Source organism: Bacteroides mucinivorans (assembly GCF_034654355.2).
In the GTDB taxonomy this organism is placed as follows: Bacteria; Bacteroidota; Bacteroidia; order Bacteroidales; family Bacteroidaceae; genus Bacteroides; species Bacteroides nordii.
Map to the genome: position 1 here is coordinate 638,167 of NZ_CP178179.1, position 20,684 is coordinate 658,850.

The window sequence follows — 20,684 nt, forward strand, 5'->3', positions numbered from 1 at the left end:
AGATTGAAGATGGCTCTCTTTATGATTAGAAGCTATAAACTTCTTTTATTTCTCTTCAGCCCACTCTTTGGCTCCCTGTTCTTTCAGTTTTTCTGTGAAAGCTTTGGCCTTTTCCATAGTGGCAGCTTCGTCTTCAGGGCTGGCATAAGCGTGTTTATAACCTTGTACTTTATTCCATTCGCCACGGGTAAAGTCAGGGAAAGCAACTGCAGCACAATTGTTATCCATAGACAATTCTCCCAGTTCTGCCAGGCAACACCATTCTGCCATATCATATACATCCATATCCAGTGGCAAGCCATTTTGCAGACAGTATACCAGACGGCTGTCCATGATGAAGTCCATACCGCCATGTCCGCCTACTTCTTTAGCCATTTCACCATATTTTTTCAGAATAGGGTGCTGGTATTTCTCTACTAAAGCGTTCATCTCATCTTTGGGCAGGAAGCTATGAGAGCTAAGGTCGTCCACTTTGGGTTCTACTCCCGAAGCACTCATTTGCTTAGCATCCAGTGCATAACCCTGTACCGGGTATTTGTTAGCAAAGCCTTTGGTTCCTGTAAGCTGATATAAACGGTTGTAAGGTTGCGGAGTCATTACATTGTGCTGTATTTCGATCACTTTTCCATTCTCTGTACGAATGAGTGTTGTAGTGTGGTCACCATTGCGGAAGTTGTTGCAGGCCTCACCGGTTCTTTCTTCTACCAGTGCTTTGCCTACTGCCGATTTGGTATCCATGGCAACCAATGTCTTCATACGGTCTCCACGGTGTATATCCAGTGCCTGAGCTACAGGGCCAAGGCCATGAGTAGCGTATACATCGCCCCGGTGTTTCATATTGTAGTCCAGGCGCCAGCCTAACTTGTCAGCTTCTCCGTTCTTCCAATAATGATCCCAGAATGGCTCCAGATTATGAATATAAGCACCTTGGGCACGAAGTACTTCTCCGAATACTCCTTGTTGAGCCATATTCAATGTATTCATTTCAAACCAGTCATAACAGCAGTTTTCCAGAATCATGCAGTGTTTGCGTGTCTTTTCTGACATGTCGATCAATGCCCAGCACTCTTCCAGGTTCATAGCCGAAGGAACTTCAATGGCTACATTCTTACCATTTTCCATAGCACAGATAGCAACCGGGAAGTGATGTAACCAATCGGTAGCAATATAAACCAGGTCTATATCGTCACGTTTACACAACTCTTCGTATCCTTTTTCACCCGAGTAAACAGCCGCTTTAGGCATAGAAGCTTTTTTCAGATACTGCTGGCATTTTTCAGCACGTTCCTGTTCGTAATCACAAAGGGCTACAATCTGTGTACCCGGAATGTGGGTGAAACGCTCTACTGCACCAGGGCCACGCATGCCCAATCCTACAAAACCAACGCGAACGACATCCATTTTCGGAGTAGTCAGCCCGACTACACTGGTCTGTCCTGCGGGACGTTCCGGGGTTTCCACTACGATGGTTCCTTTATCCCAGCTCCAGTGGGTTCCTTTATCCGATACTTGTACGGATGGTGACTGGGCAGAGCATGCGGCAAAAGCTACACAAACACCCAATAATAAAAACTTTAATCCTTTCATGATATATAATTTATAGTTTAAAAATGTGGCAAAACAAGTTTGATACTTTGTGTATTACCAACCGGCGTGTACACTTTTATTAACATAGGAGTCTGCTTCCCGTTTTTTCTCACCGGTATAGTTCCATTCAATTTCGTCTTTATATTCTTTACCTTTATACTGGACAATAGCTGTTAATGTATTCTTGCCATTATTCAGGGTTACTTCATCAAAGACGTAATGTACGTCTGTATATCCTTTTCGTATACCATTCAACTCTTGGCCGTTAAGATATACTTTCGGAGTACCTATATTGGAATATATAGTAACTGAAGTTACTTTCTTCTCGCGTTCGGTGTTTCTGCGTTGTGTAAGATACAACACCGGATCTTTACTCCAATTAGCTTTGTACCAAAAGTAAGAATCTTTTTTTATTTTCCGGTCAAAAGTAACCAGTCCTTTTAAATTACGTGCAGGTACTCCGCCGCGTCCCCACATCGGGACAGCGAAATCAAACGTATTCCAAAGGTAAGATGCAATGATAGATGGATGCTCAGCTATCACACTCCACTGGTATTCGTGTGTTTTTGTCTGAAAGGTTTCCGGATAGAAAGGTTTGGTCCAGTTCAGGGCGTCTCCCAGATATTCGGTTTGATGTTCGATATTGGCATCTGCTCCGTATTCCGTAAGCATTAGCTTTTGCCAGGGATACTCTTTTTCCATATTTTCTATCCAGGGCTTAATATCCTGAACCTTCTTTTCGTACCAACCGAAATAACGGTTCATCCCCTGTATGTCGGCGTTTTGGTTTACAGGATGTTCTGCATGCCCATATCCGTTGACTGAGACTGTGTACCTGTCGGGATCTTCCGTTTTAGCCAAATCATGTAAGGCTTGTGTTAATGAAGCCGTATATTCATGTGGTTGGTATACTTCATTATGGAGTCCCCATACGTAAATGGAAGGATGGTTGAAACTCTGCCTGATCAGTTCGCGCAATTGCGTCTGTGCGTTTTCTGCTTCATAGCCGGTTACACGGTTAACGAAAGGTATTTCTGCCCAGATAATCAATCCAAGACTATCACAACGGGAATAGAGATAATCGGATTGTTGGTAATGGGCAAAACGAACGGTAGTAGCTCCTACATCCATGATAGTAGCCAGGTCAAAATCGTGTTGCTCATTTTTAAGAGCACTTCCCAGGCCCCACCAGTCCTGATGTCTTGTCACTCCATACATCGGATATTTCTCTCCGTTCAGATAGAAGCCTTTGCCGGCTATGATCTCGTATTTGCGTACTCCCAATGGCTGGGTCACTTCATCAATCACTTTACCATCGGCCAACAGACGGGAAACAACTTTGTATAAATAAGGGTCTTTGCGGCCTTGCCATAAATGAGGTTTCTTGAGTTTAAAAGTAGTGTAATAACTTTGAGTTCCTTGCGGAGTAAGCTCAATGGCTTGATCGTCAGAAGCTACTTTCTTTCCCTCCTGTGTGTAAATTGTATTTTGGAGTACCAAAGATTCCGGTTTCAGACTGCCATTGTCCAGTTTCACTTTTACGGTAATATCTGCCGATTGATGCGACACATTTTTTTGTGTGATATAGACACCGGGCGAAGCACAATCCATAACTGTTATGTTACTTTGTTCCGTAACGATCAGCCACACGGGGCGATACATACCTCCATATACTCCAAAAAGACTGTGATTGACCGGGATAACATCCGGGCGGGCTGTGTTGTCTGCTTTCACCAGTATCTCGTTATCTTCACCATATTTTAGAGCTGTTCCTATCTCTGTGGCGAAAGCGGAATATGCACCTTTGTGCGTACCCACCAGTTTCCCGTTTACATAAACTTCGGTACAAGTGCCCACTCCTTCAAATCGTAAGAATATTCGTTTGCCCTGCAAACTCTTGTCCGCATAATAGTTCTTTTTATAGTATCCTGTTCCTTCGTAAAAGGAGTTCACTTTCACCTGCATATCTTTAGCATTCCAGGTATGAGGAATTTCTACTTCCTCCCATTTAGAATTCCATTGGGAGACAACCTTTGCCGGTTCACTTGAAAAAGGGCCTTTTTTGAATAACCAGCCTTGATTGAAACTTATTGTCTCACGGGCGTGCAAGAGAGACGGGTAGCTACATAAGCAAGCGATGAGCAATAAATAGGTATAAATATGTTTCTTCACTGTATAGTATGATTATTAGTTTGCCATCTTGTAAATTTGACTGCCGGCCAATAAAAATGCACCGACTCCGTACACCTCGGTCATATCGCGGGTCACTTTACGCGGATCTGCTCCGATGGGTTGTACATAACCTAATTTGCCATCCGGTGCTACGGCATCCAACATGGCCTGCCAACCTTTTGTGATAACAGGCGCGAAGGTTTCTTTATCCAGCAATCCCTCGTTCACTCCATATGCCAAGGCATAGACAATAAAGCCGGTGGCACTGGTTTCGGGCGAAGGGTAAGAAGCGGGGTCGAGCAGGCTGGCATGCCAATATCCGTCCGGACTCTGTAACTCTGCTACACGCGTGCACAAAGTAACAAATAATTTTGCATAAAAGTCACGATTCTTGTCTTTTTTAGGGAGTGCCTGAAGTATTTCGGCAAGACCTCCAAGTACCCAACCGTTGCCACGTCCCCAGAAAACCTTCTTTCCGTTGGCTTCCTTTTTTCCGAAGTAGCGGCGGTCACGGTAAAATAAGTTTTCCTCTTTATCGAAAAGATAGTCGTAAGTAGCCTTGTATTCTTTATTCATGAACTTTATGTATTTTTTCTCTCCTGTGAGGGCGTAGAGTTTTGCATATACGGGAGGTGCCATGAAAAGGGCATCGCACCATGCCCAACGGTCCAGTGTCTCTAACTTTCTGTAATCCAGTTCCAGGGTCGTTTTTGCAGGATGTTCTACCACCCAGTTGGCGCGGGCCATTACCGGCATGATCATTTTTTCCTGTTTGTACTTCTTGTATAAGTCGATAAAGGGTTGTCCCACCGCAATGAAATCGGCGTGGTACATCCATTTCCCTACCTGGAAATGATTCTTCCGCCCTATCTTCAATAACCATTTGTAGTAGGTATCGTTACCGTCTTCCTGTTCAGCTATTTCTGCCCAGTCTATCATGCCCATGTAGAGGGCCGCGTGCGTCCAGTCCAGGTCGTCGTGCTCAGCTCCGTTGTTGGGATTGGCTATCTGCCAATCAGCTACTCTTTTCATCACTTCTTTGGTGGTTGCCTTTGTGAAAGGTACCTGTGCCGATGCTACAGTTCCGATCAGATAGGCAACAAGGACCATAAAACCTTTTTTCATGAAATTGATTTAATTAATGATTCTACTTTAACTGTGGGATTATCATTTAGTATTACTACCCACTTTCTTTTTAGACACTAAAAATGGCGTTTACCCTATGTTGGTATCTTCAATTTTCATTGATTCATTACTGATCGGACATGAACTGAACTCACCACAGAGTAGCACAGAGTTTCACAGAGTATTATTTATCTGATGAAACGCGGATTAACACAGCTTAAAAGACTGTAGTTATTTATCATACATTTGTTCCCTTTTGTGAAAATCTGCGTTTATGCGTTTCAAAAAAGATTTAAACTCTGTGGAACTCCGTGTTACTCTGTGGTGAAATACACTCAAAACCGTACAGTGACGAAGATTATGATCCTATCTTTTCGATGGAGGAAGTATCCGTAGACGGCATTGTTACCGTTGCCCGGTGTTGTACTTTGTCTTTCTCAGAAAGGAACGCTCCTTTCCCCGGTGTGTAGTCTTGTTTTAGATGTACATGTAAAACAGTACGACATGTGCATGTGGGACAGCACGACATGTGCATCTCATGCTGCTTTACATGTACATCTAAAACAAGACTACACACCGAGGCTTCATACGTTACTCTACGAGATAGAGCTTTATCAATACCGGAGAAAGAGACTGATAGCAATGACAAACGCCATTAAGCTCAAAACTGGATCTATTTACGATTAGACGATTTACGATGTACGATTGGAATTACTCTGTTTCTAGCATTGCTGAAAAACAGGCTTTTAAAAGGGTAACTTCAATCGTACATCGTCAATCGTCTAATCGTAAATAGATTCGATTCATTATTGATCAGTATAAGTATTTGATGACTTTCTTTTTACCACCATTCCGTAGAACTATCACATACAGTCCTTTGGGTAGATTATTATTTTGTATGATTGCTTTACAAGTGCGATTTCTCGATAACTCGTTAGCCACTTTGACTCCCTGTTCATTATAGATGGTAACTCTTGTTTCCGGGTAAGAAAGGAGATCTTCGTCCGTTTCTTCTTCCTCTATCCCCGTACCGCCTCCTTTTGTCAGCTTATACATTTCGGTAGCTGCCAGTAAAAAAGCTCCTACGCCGAAAGTAGCTGTCATATCTTTGGTTACATTCTTCGGGTCCTGCCCGATAGGTTGTACCCAGCCTAATTTTCCATTTTCGTGTATCGCTTCACACAATACATTCCATGCTTTTATTGCAGGTTCATACGCTTCCTGTTGTGTCAACAGCCCGTTGTTCAGTCCGTAAATCAGGGCATACGTAATGAGAGCCGTACAACTTGTTTCGGGTGCCGGATAGCTATCCGGGTCCAGTAAGCTGGCATGCCATGCTCCTTTTTCATCCTGCAATTTGATGAGACTTTGTGCCAATGAACGGAAGATACTTTCGTAATAACTTCTATATTCGGAATCCGCAGGCAGTGTTTTCAGAATATTGGTGATTCCGGCTATTGCCCAGCCGTTACCTCTGCCCCAAAATACCTTTTTGCCGTTGGCTTCCGTCTTGTTGAAATAGCTGTCGTCTCTATAAAATAGTTTTTCGGTTTTATCGAATAAGTAGTCGTAGGTTTTTCTGAACTCTTTGTCCATGAATTCAAAATAGCGGGTATCATTCTTTAAAACACTCATCCGGGCATACAAGGGAGGTGCCATAAACAGGGCATCACACCACGTCCATGCCTCCTTGTTCCGGTAACTCATAGAAGTATTACGGGTATCGGACATCACCCGTTCCATACGTTCCAGGGTTCCGGCAATCATCTTATCTTGTTTGTGTTTGCCATACATGGCAGCGAAGAACTGACCGATGCAGAACTCATCCGCATGATAAGGATAAATACCGTTCATCTTCCAGTTACTTTGGGTGCCGATACCGGACAACCACTCCCAATAGGCCCCGCTCTCTTCTTCTCTCAGTGTCGCCCACTCGGACAGGCCGATGTATAATACTGAATGTGCCCAGGAGGCTATGCCATTGTCGTGCAGGTTTCCTGAAGCCGAATAGCGGAAGTTATCTATCTGCCAGCTTGCCACCCGTTTCACTTGGCTTTCAACGTCTGTGTAGCTGGGAGGAGTATGGTTACCGTTGGCGACTGTTACATTACATCCTAAGGAGAGTAGGAGGAGCAGTCCTGATACATATATGCTTTTCTTCATAAATAGAGGGTGTTAGAGTATAAAAAAAATCCGCAACACCTCCTTTGGGGGAAGGAGGCTGTTGCGGACATCTGAAAAGAAGGAATTAATGTACTATAAACTTAGCTGTGGCTTTCTGACCGGCAGCTTTATCTGTCACATGCAGGATATAAATACCTTGTGACAGACTGTTGGTATCAATAGTTGTGGTATTACCTTGTGCCCGAACGCTACCTGTTGTATCATACAGTTTGAATTCGATGCCCTGAGTATTACCTGCGATGATCTGTACCTGTTCTCCTTGTTTCACCGGATTCGGATAAACTGATACGGCAAAGTCGCTGTTGCCGGCTTTTACTTCTGTAATGCCAGTCGGGTCACCGCTTTCCGGGATATCCATCAGTGTTTTCTTACCGATGTTAAAGTCAGAAACCTGGATGGTGCTGCTGTTCGTTTTGTCGTAATCTGTAATCGCTACTTTAATATAACGGAAAGATACTTTATTGGGCAGCAATATCTTGTTTTCGGCTACAGAAGTATCCAGGGTTATATTCTCCAGAACGGGAGTGAATTCATCCGCTTCATTGTTTTTGCCATAGAAAGATATGCGATTGGCTCTCAGACCTGTTGTAGTATTGCTATAATCACGGTGGCGATAAACGAAATATTCCATTTCCTGCGGAGTCTGCATATCAATCGTGAACGAAGGAATATAATCTGCCGGTGCTACGATACCAGAGAAAGTCTTTCCCGGTTTCACAAACAAGAAGGATGTTACGGTGCTGTCGTCAATCATATTCTTAGGATCGTCTCCTCCTACAGTTGCATCTGCCGGGCCTGCCAAAGAAGTAGTAATGGTCCATGCAGAACGGTCTGCCAAAACATCTCTACCGGTTGAGGCAGGTGTGTTTTCATTTACCACGAACTTCATAGAACGGCCTTGATAAGGAGCTTCACTCTGATAAGTAACAAGACGTCTGCCTTTCACTGCCGGAGTTTCGATGCCTAAGTTGATCGGGCTGCTACCATTTGTCGGATCGGAGATATATACTACTGTTTCTGCTTTATCGGCATCCTTCACCAATACTACGCAACCCGCGTCAGCTTCTACTGTCAAACCATGCTTGCTGAAACCTGCTGATTTGTAGAATACTAATCCGTACATTTTCAGCTCTTTGTGGTAAACAGCCTGTACAGAGTCAGTGTTGATGATAATCTCGATGTTATCGCTCTTATAAGCCTTTGCATCATCCTTGCTGATGCCCGGAACGATGATATAAGCATATGATCCGTCAGTTGGTTGAGTGCCATGGTTGAAAGATAAAGTAAAGACATTGTTCTTCACTGTTTCATCGGCATAGTTGGTGTTGATGTCATACCAGTTACCGGTTCTTTCACCTGCGTTCAGTTGCAATTTGCCCTTCTGTGGGAAATAGTAACCTACGTTTCCGTGGAATGCCCAGTCCAGATTATCTTCGTAATTGTAATCTCCTGCCTGCAAGGTAGATTCGTTACCATTGGAAGAAATCACTACATCGCCATCCAGCAAACACTGGTTGACAGTTGTGTTCATCTGGAATTCAGAAGCAGACTTGATGCTGTTGCCCAGACAAACAATCTCTTTGTCGAAGAAGAACCATGCCTTATTAGCCGATGAATTTATATTAAATTCATTGTCTATGTACTTGTAAGCAGATACACTGCACAGGCTGTCTGTAACACCACCTGCAAATGCCGACTGTCCCATCTTGATATAGGTGCTGGCTTGCGGTATCTCTGTGAATTCCGGACAAGTTACACCAGGTACTTTTGCATAATTCCATACCGGGAAGATGTTATAGTATTCGTTTCCTTTTACCATGATTGCGGTAGATCCATCCGACATGAAGTATTGCTTGATACCTTCGCCGTTGTCCTTCAGATATTCATTGCGTGCCGTACGGGTAGAAACCAGGCGCAAGTCTACTGTATACTCCGGACGCTGGTGAAGTGTGTAGTCACCGCGGAAGAAATGTGTGCTTCGGGGTTCCAAACCATAAGACGGTTGTTGAGTTCCATTGATACGTGCGATGGTTTTCTCATATTTATCGGTATTGGCAGGATCTAATGCGATCATGCGTTCGATGATACCTGTTCCCTTCTTGGTTGCACCGGGGCGGGTAGAAGAACGGCCGATTACGTTATATGACATATATCCACCACGAATGGTACCTATGTACGTATTTACCAGACTGCTCAGGATGTCCAGCTGTTGTCCGGTTACTGTAAAACGAGTGCCGGCTGCATAGCTGCAAGCTTTGGTGATACCATCCAGGAATACATCGCCGTATGCGCCGATATGTAATTGGTGTCCGTGTTGAGCAAATGAGTTATCATACTGGATACCTTCTGCACCAGTAGTATATTCAATGGTAGAGTAGATCTGATCCATTGCTTCACGCATCAGGTTGTCATCTTCTGTCAAGCAAGCGCGATACATCCAGTGCAAAGCTACGTCTACACGGTTTGCTCCTGTCTGAGAGCTGGGGCTTCCGCCTTTATTTTTCAAACGGGCGATAGATTTATTGAACAGATCTTCAGAGATTTTCTCTTTGCCTAAGTTCTGCATAATAATCAGGTATTGTCCCATACGTTGCGGTTCACCGATTTGATTCTGATACCAGTTGTTGGAACTTGGTTGTTTGCTATGCCAGTAGGTAAGCATTAAATCCATCTTAGCTTTCAGCTCATCGTTGCCATAATACTTGCTTTCGGTTTGGGTATAAGCCAATCCCATGGCGAGCAATCTGTCAAGATGTTGCATTGGCGGCCAGTCCGTGCGAGCGTCAGATGCATAGTCTATATCAGGGAATGAACCGTCGTCTTGCAATTGTGTCAGATAAGAAGCTACGTTTTTATCGAGTTGGTCAATAGTGGAGATTTTACTTGCAACAACATCTGTAATAATACGATTGATGAAAGTCTTATAGACAGATTCTCCCAATACTGTAACCTTGCAAGTGGTACTTACAGAAGCATTGTTCTTCAATTTGGCTGTGATTGTTGCCTCACCGGTAGCTTTACAAAGCACTTTACCATCTGCGGTAATTTCTACCACTCCCGTATTGCTTGATTCGAGCGTATACTCTTTGTCTGTAGCGAATAGCGGAGCAAATCTTACGTCAAGGTTCGTCGTTTCGTTGGCTACGAATTCATAAGAGTCCTGTCCAAAGAAGATTCCAGTAGTTGCTACTCCTTCTCCGGCACAGGAGATGGAAGTTTTATAGTTAGTAGGATTGTCATACATACCCTGCATCCAGAATACATCAGCAGGAGCATCTTTAATGGCTATCGGGCGGATATTCAGTTCACCTGCAGGAGTTCCCGAAGTAATGACCTCCTTCTCTGTCCAGGTAGCACCATTATCTGTGGTTTCGTAACGGTAGATTTCAAAAGCACCTTCCGCTGCCTTCTTTGACAGGTAAACAGTATTCAAATCATTTGCTCCGAAGCAGATACCTCCGGCTTGGTAAGATTTGGCTTTAAAAGTATTTCCCTCAACCGCTTTGTATTCGCTCATAGGAACTCCGTCTCCGGTGGTAATTGCTGTACTTTCCCATGCAGTTCCATTCCAGCGGGCATAATAGTAGGTGTGTCCTGTTGTAGTACCATCTGCTGCGGCTGTGAAAGCATCGTACAATACTACCGGATTACCGTTGGCATCGAGTGCAATATCATATGCCCATACCTTGTTGGTATCCTCTCCTTTGGCAATAACATCCAGTTCACTACTTTTAGACTCGGTGACATTCATACCGGAGATCGCAGTGCCATCCGCCTTTTTGAATTCTAATTTGTCTCCTGCGGCATTTTTATTAATCTTCAGATAATGAACTGTGCTGTTTTTATAAGTCAGACCGGTGCCTAAGTGTGTAACAACCATGTGTATAGTGCCATCTGCAGCTTGGCAAGTACGCATTTGCGGAACTTCGTCGCGGTTTGCGTATACATTTCCGATATCAGAGCCGATAAATCCTGCTCTTGTTTTAACTGTAGGTAAATTTCCGGTTTTATCGGCTACATTTGCAAATAGAGAGTAACCTATATTGTTTTTTGAACGCCAGAATACGACCAGATCATTTCCCATCATGTGAGGAGTAGTGGAGCTGATTCCATATCCAGTCTGTTTTTGAGAACTGGACCACTCTGTAATGTCTTCCGCATTGGTGGAATACCAACTATAGAAGCCATTTTCTTTCTTATTGTCTGAACTGAAAAGTAGTAACTGCCCATTTCCTCTTACTGTAATAGCAGGAGACGAGAAATCATCCGAATAACCGGTAGATACAACCTTTTCTTTGGTTTCTCCTGTTGTGTGATCGTAAGACGCAACAACTAATGCCTTACTGGAACTAATCCAGGTAAAATAAGTTTTTCCGTTGTAATAAACGGCACTGGGCTGAGAGTTAAAAGACCATGCACCATCTTCTGTTAATGGCACGGTGACTTTCTCTGCTTGTACAGTAGTAGGCCCACCCATAAGCAGCAAGGCCCCTAATGAAAGAGTAGTAAGTAAGTGTTTCATAATAAGTTAAATTTATAAGAGAATTTAGAATGTCGTTAACAAACTTGTGTAAAGAGAATATCCTCTACGACCTGATGCCGGCCGACAAAAGAGACGCGAGGATATTCTGGTTAAATATTCATAGAGAGATAGATTTTTATAGTTTATTCATCAAACGAGATATCCAGCGGTTCTATATTGTTTTCTGAACCGGCATATCCAGGGGTTTGATTGATGTGTCCTTCTACATTGGTGGAGGTAGCTGTCAAAGCGATAGGCCAGCGTACATGATAGGGTGCTATAGTATATGTACGACCATTTTTAGCTGTTACCCCTTTGTTATAGAAATCCGTAACGGACATAATGTGATCATAGAAGAAATTGTCTGTCGTAAAGTTCTTCACTGAGTAAGTTTTACCATTATCTGCCTGAATACCTGTCTGTGCATAGATATAGGCGATACGTGTAAGCTCGCATTTACGTGGCTCTTCATAAAAGAGCTCACGGGCACGTTCGTCCAGGATCTGACGGATACTTACTTCACTTTGGTCTAAAGCTCTTGCACCGGCTCTTTGGCGGACCTCATTCAGGTCGGCAACTGCCAGATCCTTTTTATTTAACCAGGTATAAGCTTCTGCACGCAATAAATAAGTTTCTGCCAAACGGAATACATACCAGTCGGCCCATCCGCCACGCCACCATGATTCTTTTTGGTCTGCTATATTACTTTTGTAGTGAGGCCATCCTGCCCAGCAACGAATTGTATCGGATACTAATGATTTACCGTTATCGTCGTACATGCGCAAAGGCTGATCATACCATTTCTTGCCAACCAAAGCCGGATTGTTATACTTCAAATCGGTCATTTTTATCCAATTACCTTCTTTATGGCGGTAGTCTGTGTCGTCCAGTGTCCAAATCATACTTTGATGATACCAGGTAGAACGCAAGGTACATACACCACGTCCATATTGCAGCAAATAAGGATTCTTCTTTTCGTCATTATCCACAAATCCCTGTTCACCGTCAGGTGTCATAATCATACCTGCTGCTGAATACCACGGAAGTAACTGGCGTTTGATTTCCAAACCGGCAGCAGAACGTGCTTCTTTCATATCATAATCATCCAATACGATATAGAGTACCTCTTTGTTTTCCGGCAGGCGTTTGTTGGCCGATTGATGTAAATCCCATACCACATCTTTAGTAGCATCATTCTTATCTACTCCAAATCTTTCTTTCATCAAAGAATGCACCCCGTCATTTATTACTGCAGAAGCGCTTTTTACTGCATCATCAAATTCACCTAAAGCCAGGTTTATTTTGGTCAGTAAATGATAAGCAGCTGCTTGGCTCACTTGTCCGATATAAACATTGTTAGACATGTATTCCACTGTTCCGTCCAGATCGTTTTTTAGTTGACGCAAGATCGCTTCACGTTTGGTAGTGTAGAAGTCGTATCGAGGCACTGTGATTTCTTCGGTTATAAACGGAATATCGCCGTACTGATGTACCAAGCGGTAATAACGGAAAGCTCTATGGAAATACAACGTACCCAAAATTTCCTTTTTTTGTGCTTCCGATTCAAATTCCACATCTTCGGCACGTGTTATCAACGTATTGGCATCTTTAATTCCTTTATACAGGTAAGTCCAATAGTTATTAATCTGGCTGCCATTTCCTGTTAGAGTAGCGCTTGGGGTAATTTGAGTTATCAGATCCATTGGTGCATTTGAAGCATCGGTACGCGCATTGACTCCCATATCCGAGAAGAAATATTCAGATAAGATACATGGGTCTGCTGAACCTGAAGTAGGATAAAAATCGAAGTAACGAACGTCACGATTCAACATGTCAGCACCGGTTTTTATTCCTTCATATGAATTAAATGAATTTTCCGGTGTAAAGAATGATAAAGGTTTTGGATCCAACCAGTCCGAACAACTGCTGACCAACAGGGTAAATCCAAACATACCCGAAATGATTGTATTCTTATTTATTAGTTTCATAAATGTACAAGTTTTTATAAGGTTAAGTTGATACCAAAGTAAATAGTTCTCGGTATATTGGGGTTACCGGTTATCGTTTGGTTAGGAGTACCTGTAGGTACTTTCGATTGATATTCCGGGTCATATACTGGGAAACCTGTGATGTATCCTACGTTTTTCATTGTCAGATTCAAATTCAGAGCCTCGATTTTAGCACGTTTCAACATCTCTTTTGGGAAGGTATAACCTACCGTAATGTTATCCAGACGAAGGAATGAACTATTTTTATAGATCGAGTAGGAGATTCCACCCGGAGAAGTTGCTCTCAGACGCGGATAGTCATTAATAGGATTGTCAGGTGTCCAATATTGACGTTTAATAGAGTTTGTCACAGTCAAAAGTGCATTGTTGTTGGTAAAATAGTCAAGAGACTTTTTATGTCCCAGATAAGAGTACATACTGAATGATACATTCCAGTTTTTGAAGATAGTGAATTCATTGCGCATGTTCCAACGTACTTTCGGTGTTTCATTTCCCTGGAACACTTTGTCATCATTATCATATTTATAGTTTCCGTCAACATCCAGTATTTTGGGGTCTCCGGGGATTTGTTTATATTTAGCTGCTTCTTCAGCTTCGTCTTGTTGCCATACTCCTATAAACTTATATCCCCAGATTTCATCCAATGCATGTCCGATGAAATACTTGTTCTGGATATCATCTGCCTCTTTCTGTCCGATTACGTTGCCATTTTCATCTTTGATATCTTCCATGATACCATACAGATGATTGATTTTATTTTTGTTGTAAGCTAAGTTGAAAGTAGTACGCCACGTTAAATTGGCTGTACGGATATTAGTAGAACTCAAGGATAATTCTATACCCGTATTTTGTATTTCTCCGATATTGGCTTTCACACTACTGTAACCAATCAGACTTGGCAATTGACGATCGTTCAGCAAATCGGTTGTTTTTTTCTTATACACATCCACGCTTCCTGAGAGACGGCCGCCTAAGAAAGAGAAGTCTAATCCACCATTCCAGGATACGGTTGTTTCCCATTTCAGGTCACTGTTTGCCATGCGATAGCAATAGAACGTATTAATGTCGACCACTGAACCGGTAACGGGGTCAATATAGAAATATTTACGAGGATCCAGGTTCATTAGTGCATCATAAGTTCCAACGCTGCGATTACCATTCTTACCCCATGAGAAACGAAGTTTTCCATACTCAAACCAACTCGGTTTATTAAGGAATTTCTCTTCAGAGAATACCCAACCTAAAGCGACAGAGGGGAATACTGCATAAGGATTACTCATACCAAAAGCTGAATAACCGTCGCGACGAATTGTAGCTGTGACCATATAACGTTGGGCATATGCATAATGCAAACGTCCCATTAGAGCTGCGCCTGTACGATAGATATCATCCGCTTTTGTTACAGGGTCTGTGCCATAACCAATACCATGGAATCCCAGATTATCGCTGGGTTGATAATGTGAATTTTCCATTGTATTATTCCAACGTTGGAATTTTTCCCAGTTTACTAATCCCGTAAAGTCAAATGAGTGTTTACCAAATTCCTTATTCCATTTCAACATATTATCCCATTGCCAGTAGAAATCTGTGATATTCTGACGGGATGATTTTCCATTATCTGTAGAACTTGGATAATCGGCAGAGGTATGTTCCAACTTATTTGTCCATTCAAATCGTGGTGAATAAGTAGTTTGCAATGAGAAACCCAAAGGCAGATTAACTTTCAGATATATTGAAGAGTTAAGATTATATATATTATTAATTTTGCTTTTATATGCCTGTTCCAGCAGAGGGTTGATACCATTATTATTATCATTTGGATAATATTTCAAAGTTGTTCCGTCGTCTTCATACAGGCTTCCGTAGGGCGACAATGCATTATAGTAACCGGAGGTAGTTCCGATATATCCTTCATCACGTGCGGTAAATTGTGTATTTATACCGTAAGTAAGGAATGACTGTACTTTATTTTCCAGATTTACACGAGCACGAATTGCACTATATCCGGATCCACGTGTATTACTTTCGTTTTTCAGATAATTTAAAGAAGAATAGTAAGACATATCTTCTTTCTTACCGGAAATACTAACAGTATAGTCTTGTCGTAAAGCAGCTTTCTGATAAATCTGGTCTCTCCAGTCTACTGTCTTTCCAGCCATGTAATTCTCAATTTCTGTGCCGGTCATCTCCAAGCGGTTCAGCCATACTTCTGTTGGATTTCCTGATGCTCCGTCCATCCATTGGGCTAATTCGGTATTTGTCAGATTGGAAGGGTTATCATAGTAATTTGAAGGTTTACCTGATTGAGAGTAGATACTCTTTATCCCGTCTTGACGGAAATTTACAAAATCCTGTCCTGTATATACTTCTGGTACAGACGTAAGGAAAGAAGCTCCCCATGTTGCGTTAAAATTGATAGTTGGTTTTTTGCCACCACCTTTTTTAGTAGTAATCAATACAACGCCATTGGCCGCTTGTGCACCATATACAGCAGCTGAACTGGCATCCTTTAATACATCGATACGTTCAATATCGTTCGGATTAATATCAGTCATTTCTCCACTGTAGATTACTCCGTCTAAAACCAGCAAAGGATTTGTAGAAGCACCGATAGTTCCTTTTCCACGGATCATCATGGCACTATTACCTTTAGTATCAGTTTCCACTCCTACAGATAAACCGGACACTCCGGTACGAAGCATATCTTGAATTGTCTGGTGTTGTTCCTTTTCTAAATCGGCACCTTTCAATGAATTTACGGCACCTGTCAGGTCTTGTTTCTTCATTGTTCCATAACCTACTACAACTACCTCATCCAATACTTTTGAGTCTTCTTTCAGTTTCACCACCGATGTACGACCGGCTTTTACTACTTGTGTAGTATATCCAATATAAGAGACTTTCAAATCTGCGTTGTATGGAGCCGATAGGGTATAATTACCGTCTAAGTCGGTAATTACCCCATTAGTCGTTCCGTCTACTACCACATTGGCACCAATGATAGGTTCACCTGTTTCGTCCACCACTTTACCTTGAATGGTGACTGCTTGCCCCGGTTTTTTGATCTCTTTCTTAGGAAACAAAGCAATCTGTGTACTTGTTACTTCGAAATTTAAATCAGTCTTGGAAAACATTTTTTTCAAGGCAATAGAAATGGGTTCCTTATCAGCATGTAAACTAACTTTCTGTTGAAGATTAGTCTGTTTTGCATCATAAAAGAAGGTATATCCGCTTGCTTTCTCTATACGAGCCATAGCTTCGGATAGTGGTATGTTTGAGAAACTGATACTAATCTGCTTCTCCTTCGTTTGTGCTCCTAAATTAATACAAACGAACAGTAATAATAAAAATGCAAAGTGCTTTAAATTCATATTTTTTGAAATTATAAGTTAACTATGAAGTGCAATAAGAGCCTTGGCCTAAAAGATTTAAGCCTACTCATTCCCTTAATCATTGATTGAATATTCAAGGGTGGGCAATGGGTTGACACCACCCTTGAAGTTCACTGGAGGGGGATTTTCCTTCCGAGGTTATTTTTCAGGTGAATGGTCTTCGGGAGTATAGTCCATAAATTTCTTATTACCAATATTGAAATCTGAGATTTGGATTGTATTACCGCTATTACTCCATCCATCGTAAGTTAATTTGAAGTAACGGTAACTTACATTTTCCGGTAGATCGACAGTTACACTACTAATTGTAGCTGCAGTGGCTATCGGAGCTTCTTTTATAACTTCCGTATAGTTTTCTCCGTCATTACTTCCATAAACAGATACTTTTGTAACACGGAGGTTAGCGGTTGTATTTTGATAAGTACGGTGACGTAATACAAAGAAGTCGAAGTTTTGCGGAGTCTGCATGTCGATTACAAAGAAAACCGATTCATCTTTACCTATTGTAAGCTTTCCTGGTTTAACCAATGCCAGACAACTCTTTTCGTCGTCATCGATCAAACATTCGGGAGCGCCATTTATTACTCCGTCAGCAAAATAGTCATGAGAGGTAGTCACAGTCCAGTTGGCGCGATCCAGTAAGTTTGAGTGATCAATATCACGTACATAAATCTCACAAGTTGCACTTACATTGCTTCCATCTACGGCTTTTACAGTGATTGTAACATCTCCTAAAGCTTTGGTATACACTTCACCATACTCATTTACTTCTGCAATCATGGCGTCGGAAGATGAATAAACTACATCAGGAGTAGTTGCATTGTCTGGGTTTACAGTCACTATACCACCTAGATTGAAAGTAGATTCCACGCCCATATAGTACTTTTGATACTTCTCGGGAATGGTGATGGAGGTAACCGGATAAATACGTTTTTCCACTTTTACAAGGCAAGTAGTCCACATATCTGTATTGTTAACAGACCATACGGTTAGCACGGATTCACCTATTCCGGTAGCAGTAATCACGCCATTTTCATCAACGGTGAATACCTTGTCGTTTCCGGTAGTGTATCGGTATGTATATTCATCAGCATCTATCGCGCCTTCGGGCAATGTAGTGACTTTCGTATTCCAAGTGTCGCCTTCTATCAAAGAAATTACTTCATCCGGTACATCCGTTACCATCATGCGGTTCACTTTTATACCTGTGTTGTCATCTTTGTCATCGCAGGCTGCCATGCCTGACAGGAGTAAGACTCCTGTCAGCACCAATGCCAATTTATTAGTTATATATCTCAATGTTTTCATTATTATAAAAAATTTGATTCAGATTTTATTTTTTATACGATTCAAAGTTCTCATCAGTAATCAGGTATAAATTTTCCGGTGCTTTATTGTAACCCTTTGCCCGGATTTCCGCTTTCAGGTCGTCGATTTGTTTCTGGGTTACTGTGAAGTTCTTGTTACCGTAATCATTGAACGTTTTATCCACGGGACGGAGGAAACCCCATTTTTCAAAGAAATCCAGGAAGTCTACTTTGGCTCTGTTGCATACCTGACGAACAAAGTCTAATTGCAAGATACCTTGTGTATCAACTGAAGTATCCAGATCCGGGGTTGTGCGATAATGTTCATACAAATCGCGATAGAAGTCTTCTTGTCCCAATACATCCATGATGTAAAGCTTCAATTGCCAGAAAGGTACCAGTTTTACGTAATATTCATCAGATGCATTGTCCAGGCAGTGGGGCTGTTCAGCTTCAATAATACGTTGAATGGCTTCTTCGTAAACGGTCATACCCGGCTTATCTTGATCCATTAATCTGGAGCCTTTTCCGAATGCACCTCTGACGTAATTGGCATAGATATTATTGGTGACTTCAGTAGTACCTGTCCATTTCAATCCCGGACGAGTCTGGTTACTATGGCCAATCTCATGACCTAATACCCAAACACGGCTTTTCAATTCTGTAGTGGTACAGAATACTCCTTTGTAGCTTGGCAGGTAGGCTGTATGGTTGGCTGCTGAATATGGATTCTTGCTGTTGTATTCCACATGCAGGTACATGCGGTTACCAAATAGTTTATTGTATTTGAACAGTCCCATGAAATCCCATTCCAGACGAACGACTTCATCCATCAGATCCATTACTTCCAGGATCGGTGTATTGGCTTCTTTGTAATCGTTCACTGTCCAGGTAATGTGTACATATTTGCCCAAGACATCGATATCCTGATATTTGGCATTGCGCAATACTTCTTCAAATTCGGCTTGTGTTCCGGTCTGTGCATTAAAATAACCGTTTACTTTAGCGAATGGAAAGTGAATCTTCACTGTTTTGGCAGCAGCAGCCTGTTTGTCTGCTTCTGTTTCCAATACCAATGGGATTTTTTCGTCTGTCAGATTCTGGATATAAATCAAACCGCCGGATAATACTTTTACTGTATTTTGTCCTTCTTTTAATGCATAAGATTTGCTACTATTATAACCTAATGTCAAATCTTGTACCACCATAGAGATATTCTGACCTTTTGTATCACCAACAAGTACTGTTAGTTCTTCACCTTGTTCTACATAGATACCAGTAGGATTATCACGCAAACTATAAGTAGATGTTTTATTTACAGCTGCCATTACAGATGGATTCTGATACGGGCGATATTCGGCGACTCTGTATTCCGGGTTGTATGAACCATTCAACAAAGCAGTTGCCAGTTTTTTATATGTTTCGCCCGGCATTTTTCTGATATCAGTCTCGGTAATACCTTCACGCAATTCCGAACAAGTATTATCAGTAAATACCTTGGTATAATCATATTTGTTTGCACTTACGCGGAAGAATTCCATTTCAGCACAACTGATGCGGTTATTATGAGCGGCATTGATGACAAATCGTACTTGTTTCACATTCTTTACTGGCTCATCCAGATTTAGTATGGTAGCAGTCGTGTAATTTGTCTCCATTGTGCATTCTTTTACTTTCACAAATTCAGGATTTTCTTCTGTAGATACCCAAATTTCAAAGTCGTTGAATGCTCCGTATTTAGTACCGTTATCGGTACGGGGATGATAAATAATGTAATTCAATACCGTACAATCTTCCAATGTATAGGTGATGAGGAATGGCCAATTGGTATATGCACCGAATTTAGAATTGAAGTAACTGCTATAGTCACCGTCGAATGTATTTATAATGCCACGTGGCTCTTCAACGACTTCTTCGGTGGTAGCCTCTGCTGCACTTACCTTGATTTTAATGTCTTCTGAACCGGTAGAAGCTGCCTGACTTACAGGGATTTCTCTTCTTAGATCTCCGTAAGTAAGGGCGATAACTGTAGCGCGTGGTTCTTCATAGTAGTTAGGTTCAATGGTAACTTTCAGTAGATTATCTTTTATTTCCGGATAGCACCAATCTTTACCTTCACCTACAACAGAATATTGTATGTCAGTTAAAACTACATCGTCCGTAACTACAAGATAAACATCCTGATTTCCTCCACTGGCCGGGATATTTAATTCGAGAGGTAAGACTCTTATCCAACCTTCACGTCCCGGATCTGTGTCATCATCCTTACAAGATGTGAATAAGAGTACAAACAATACCAAAGCTATGTTCCATATACCTAATGAACAAAGCCTACATTTTTTCTTATAAATGTCAGTCATCGTTTTTTAAAAGATTAAAAAGGTTA

General features: G+C 41.8%; 9 protein-coding genes. All 9 read right to left on the bottom strand.

Annotation, left to right across the window (positions count from 1 at the left end; genetic code table 11):
* Positions 1 to 45 precede the first annotated feature (45 nt).
* Positions 46 to 1,587: a Gfo/Idh/MocA family protein gene (locus VCM39_RS02155; protein WP_007487418.1), complete on the bottom strand. Its 1,542-nt coding sequence runs from the start codon at positions 1,585 to 1,587 to the stop codon at positions 46 to 48.
* Positions 1,588 to 1,641: 54 nt separating this feature from the next.
* On the bottom strand, positions 1,642 to 3,732 hold the full coding sequence (locus tag VCM39_RS02160) for a glycoside hydrolase family 2 protein (RefSeq protein WP_323674015.1): 2,091 nt from the start codon (positions 3,730 to 3,732) through the stop codon (positions 1,642 to 1,644).
* A gap of 42 nt (positions 3,733 to 3,774) precedes the next feature.
* Positions 3,775 to 4,884, bottom strand: coding sequence for a glycoside hydrolase family 105 protein (locus VCM39_RS02165; protein ID WP_221649213.1), 1,110 nt, complete (start codon positions 4,882 to 4,884; stop codon positions 3,775 to 3,777).
* Between the two features lie 813 nt (positions 4,885 to 5,697).
* Positions 5,698 to 7,047 (bottom strand): glycoside hydrolase family 88 protein, encoded by a 1,350-nt coding sequence (locus VCM39_RS02170; protein WP_322933512.1) that lies wholly within the window; start codon positions 7,045 to 7,047, stop codon positions 5,698 to 5,700.
* 85 nt (positions 7,048 to 7,132) lie between these two features.
* Positions 7,133 to 11,590, bottom strand: coding sequence for a polysaccharide lyase family 8 super-sandwich domain-containing protein (locus VCM39_RS02175; protein WP_221649215.1), 4,458 nt, complete (start codon positions 11,588 to 11,590; stop codon positions 7,133 to 7,135).
* Between the two features lie 143 nt (positions 11,591 to 11,733).
* Entirely contained in the window at positions 11,734 to 13,578 is a 1,845-nt protein-coding gene (locus tag VCM39_RS02180) for a RagB/SusD family nutrient uptake outer membrane protein (protein WP_221649216.1), read from the bottom strand.
* Between the two features lie 14 nt (positions 13,579 to 13,592).
* Positions 13,593 to 16,970 carry a TonB-dependent receptor gene (locus tag VCM39_RS02185; RefSeq protein WP_221649217.1) on the bottom strand — a complete coding sequence of 1,126 codons (3,378 nt, stop codon included), beginning with the start codon at positions 16,968 to 16,970 and terminating at the stop codon, positions 13,593 to 13,595.
* A 159-nt stretch (positions 16,971 to 17,129) separates the two neighbouring features.
* Complete coding sequence (locus tag VCM39_RS02190; protein ID WP_221649218.1) at positions 17,130 to 18,299, bottom strand: discoidin domain-containing protein; 1,170 nt, start codon at positions 18,297 to 18,299, stop codon at positions 17,130 to 17,132.
* A 25-nt stretch (positions 18,300 to 18,324) separates the two neighbouring features.
* Positions 18,325 to 20,658, bottom strand: coding sequence for a M60 family metallopeptidase (locus VCM39_RS02195; RefSeq protein WP_322933513.1), 2,334 nt, complete (start codon positions 20,656 to 20,658; stop codon positions 18,325 to 18,327).
* Positions 20,659 to 20,684 lie beyond the last annotated feature (26 nt).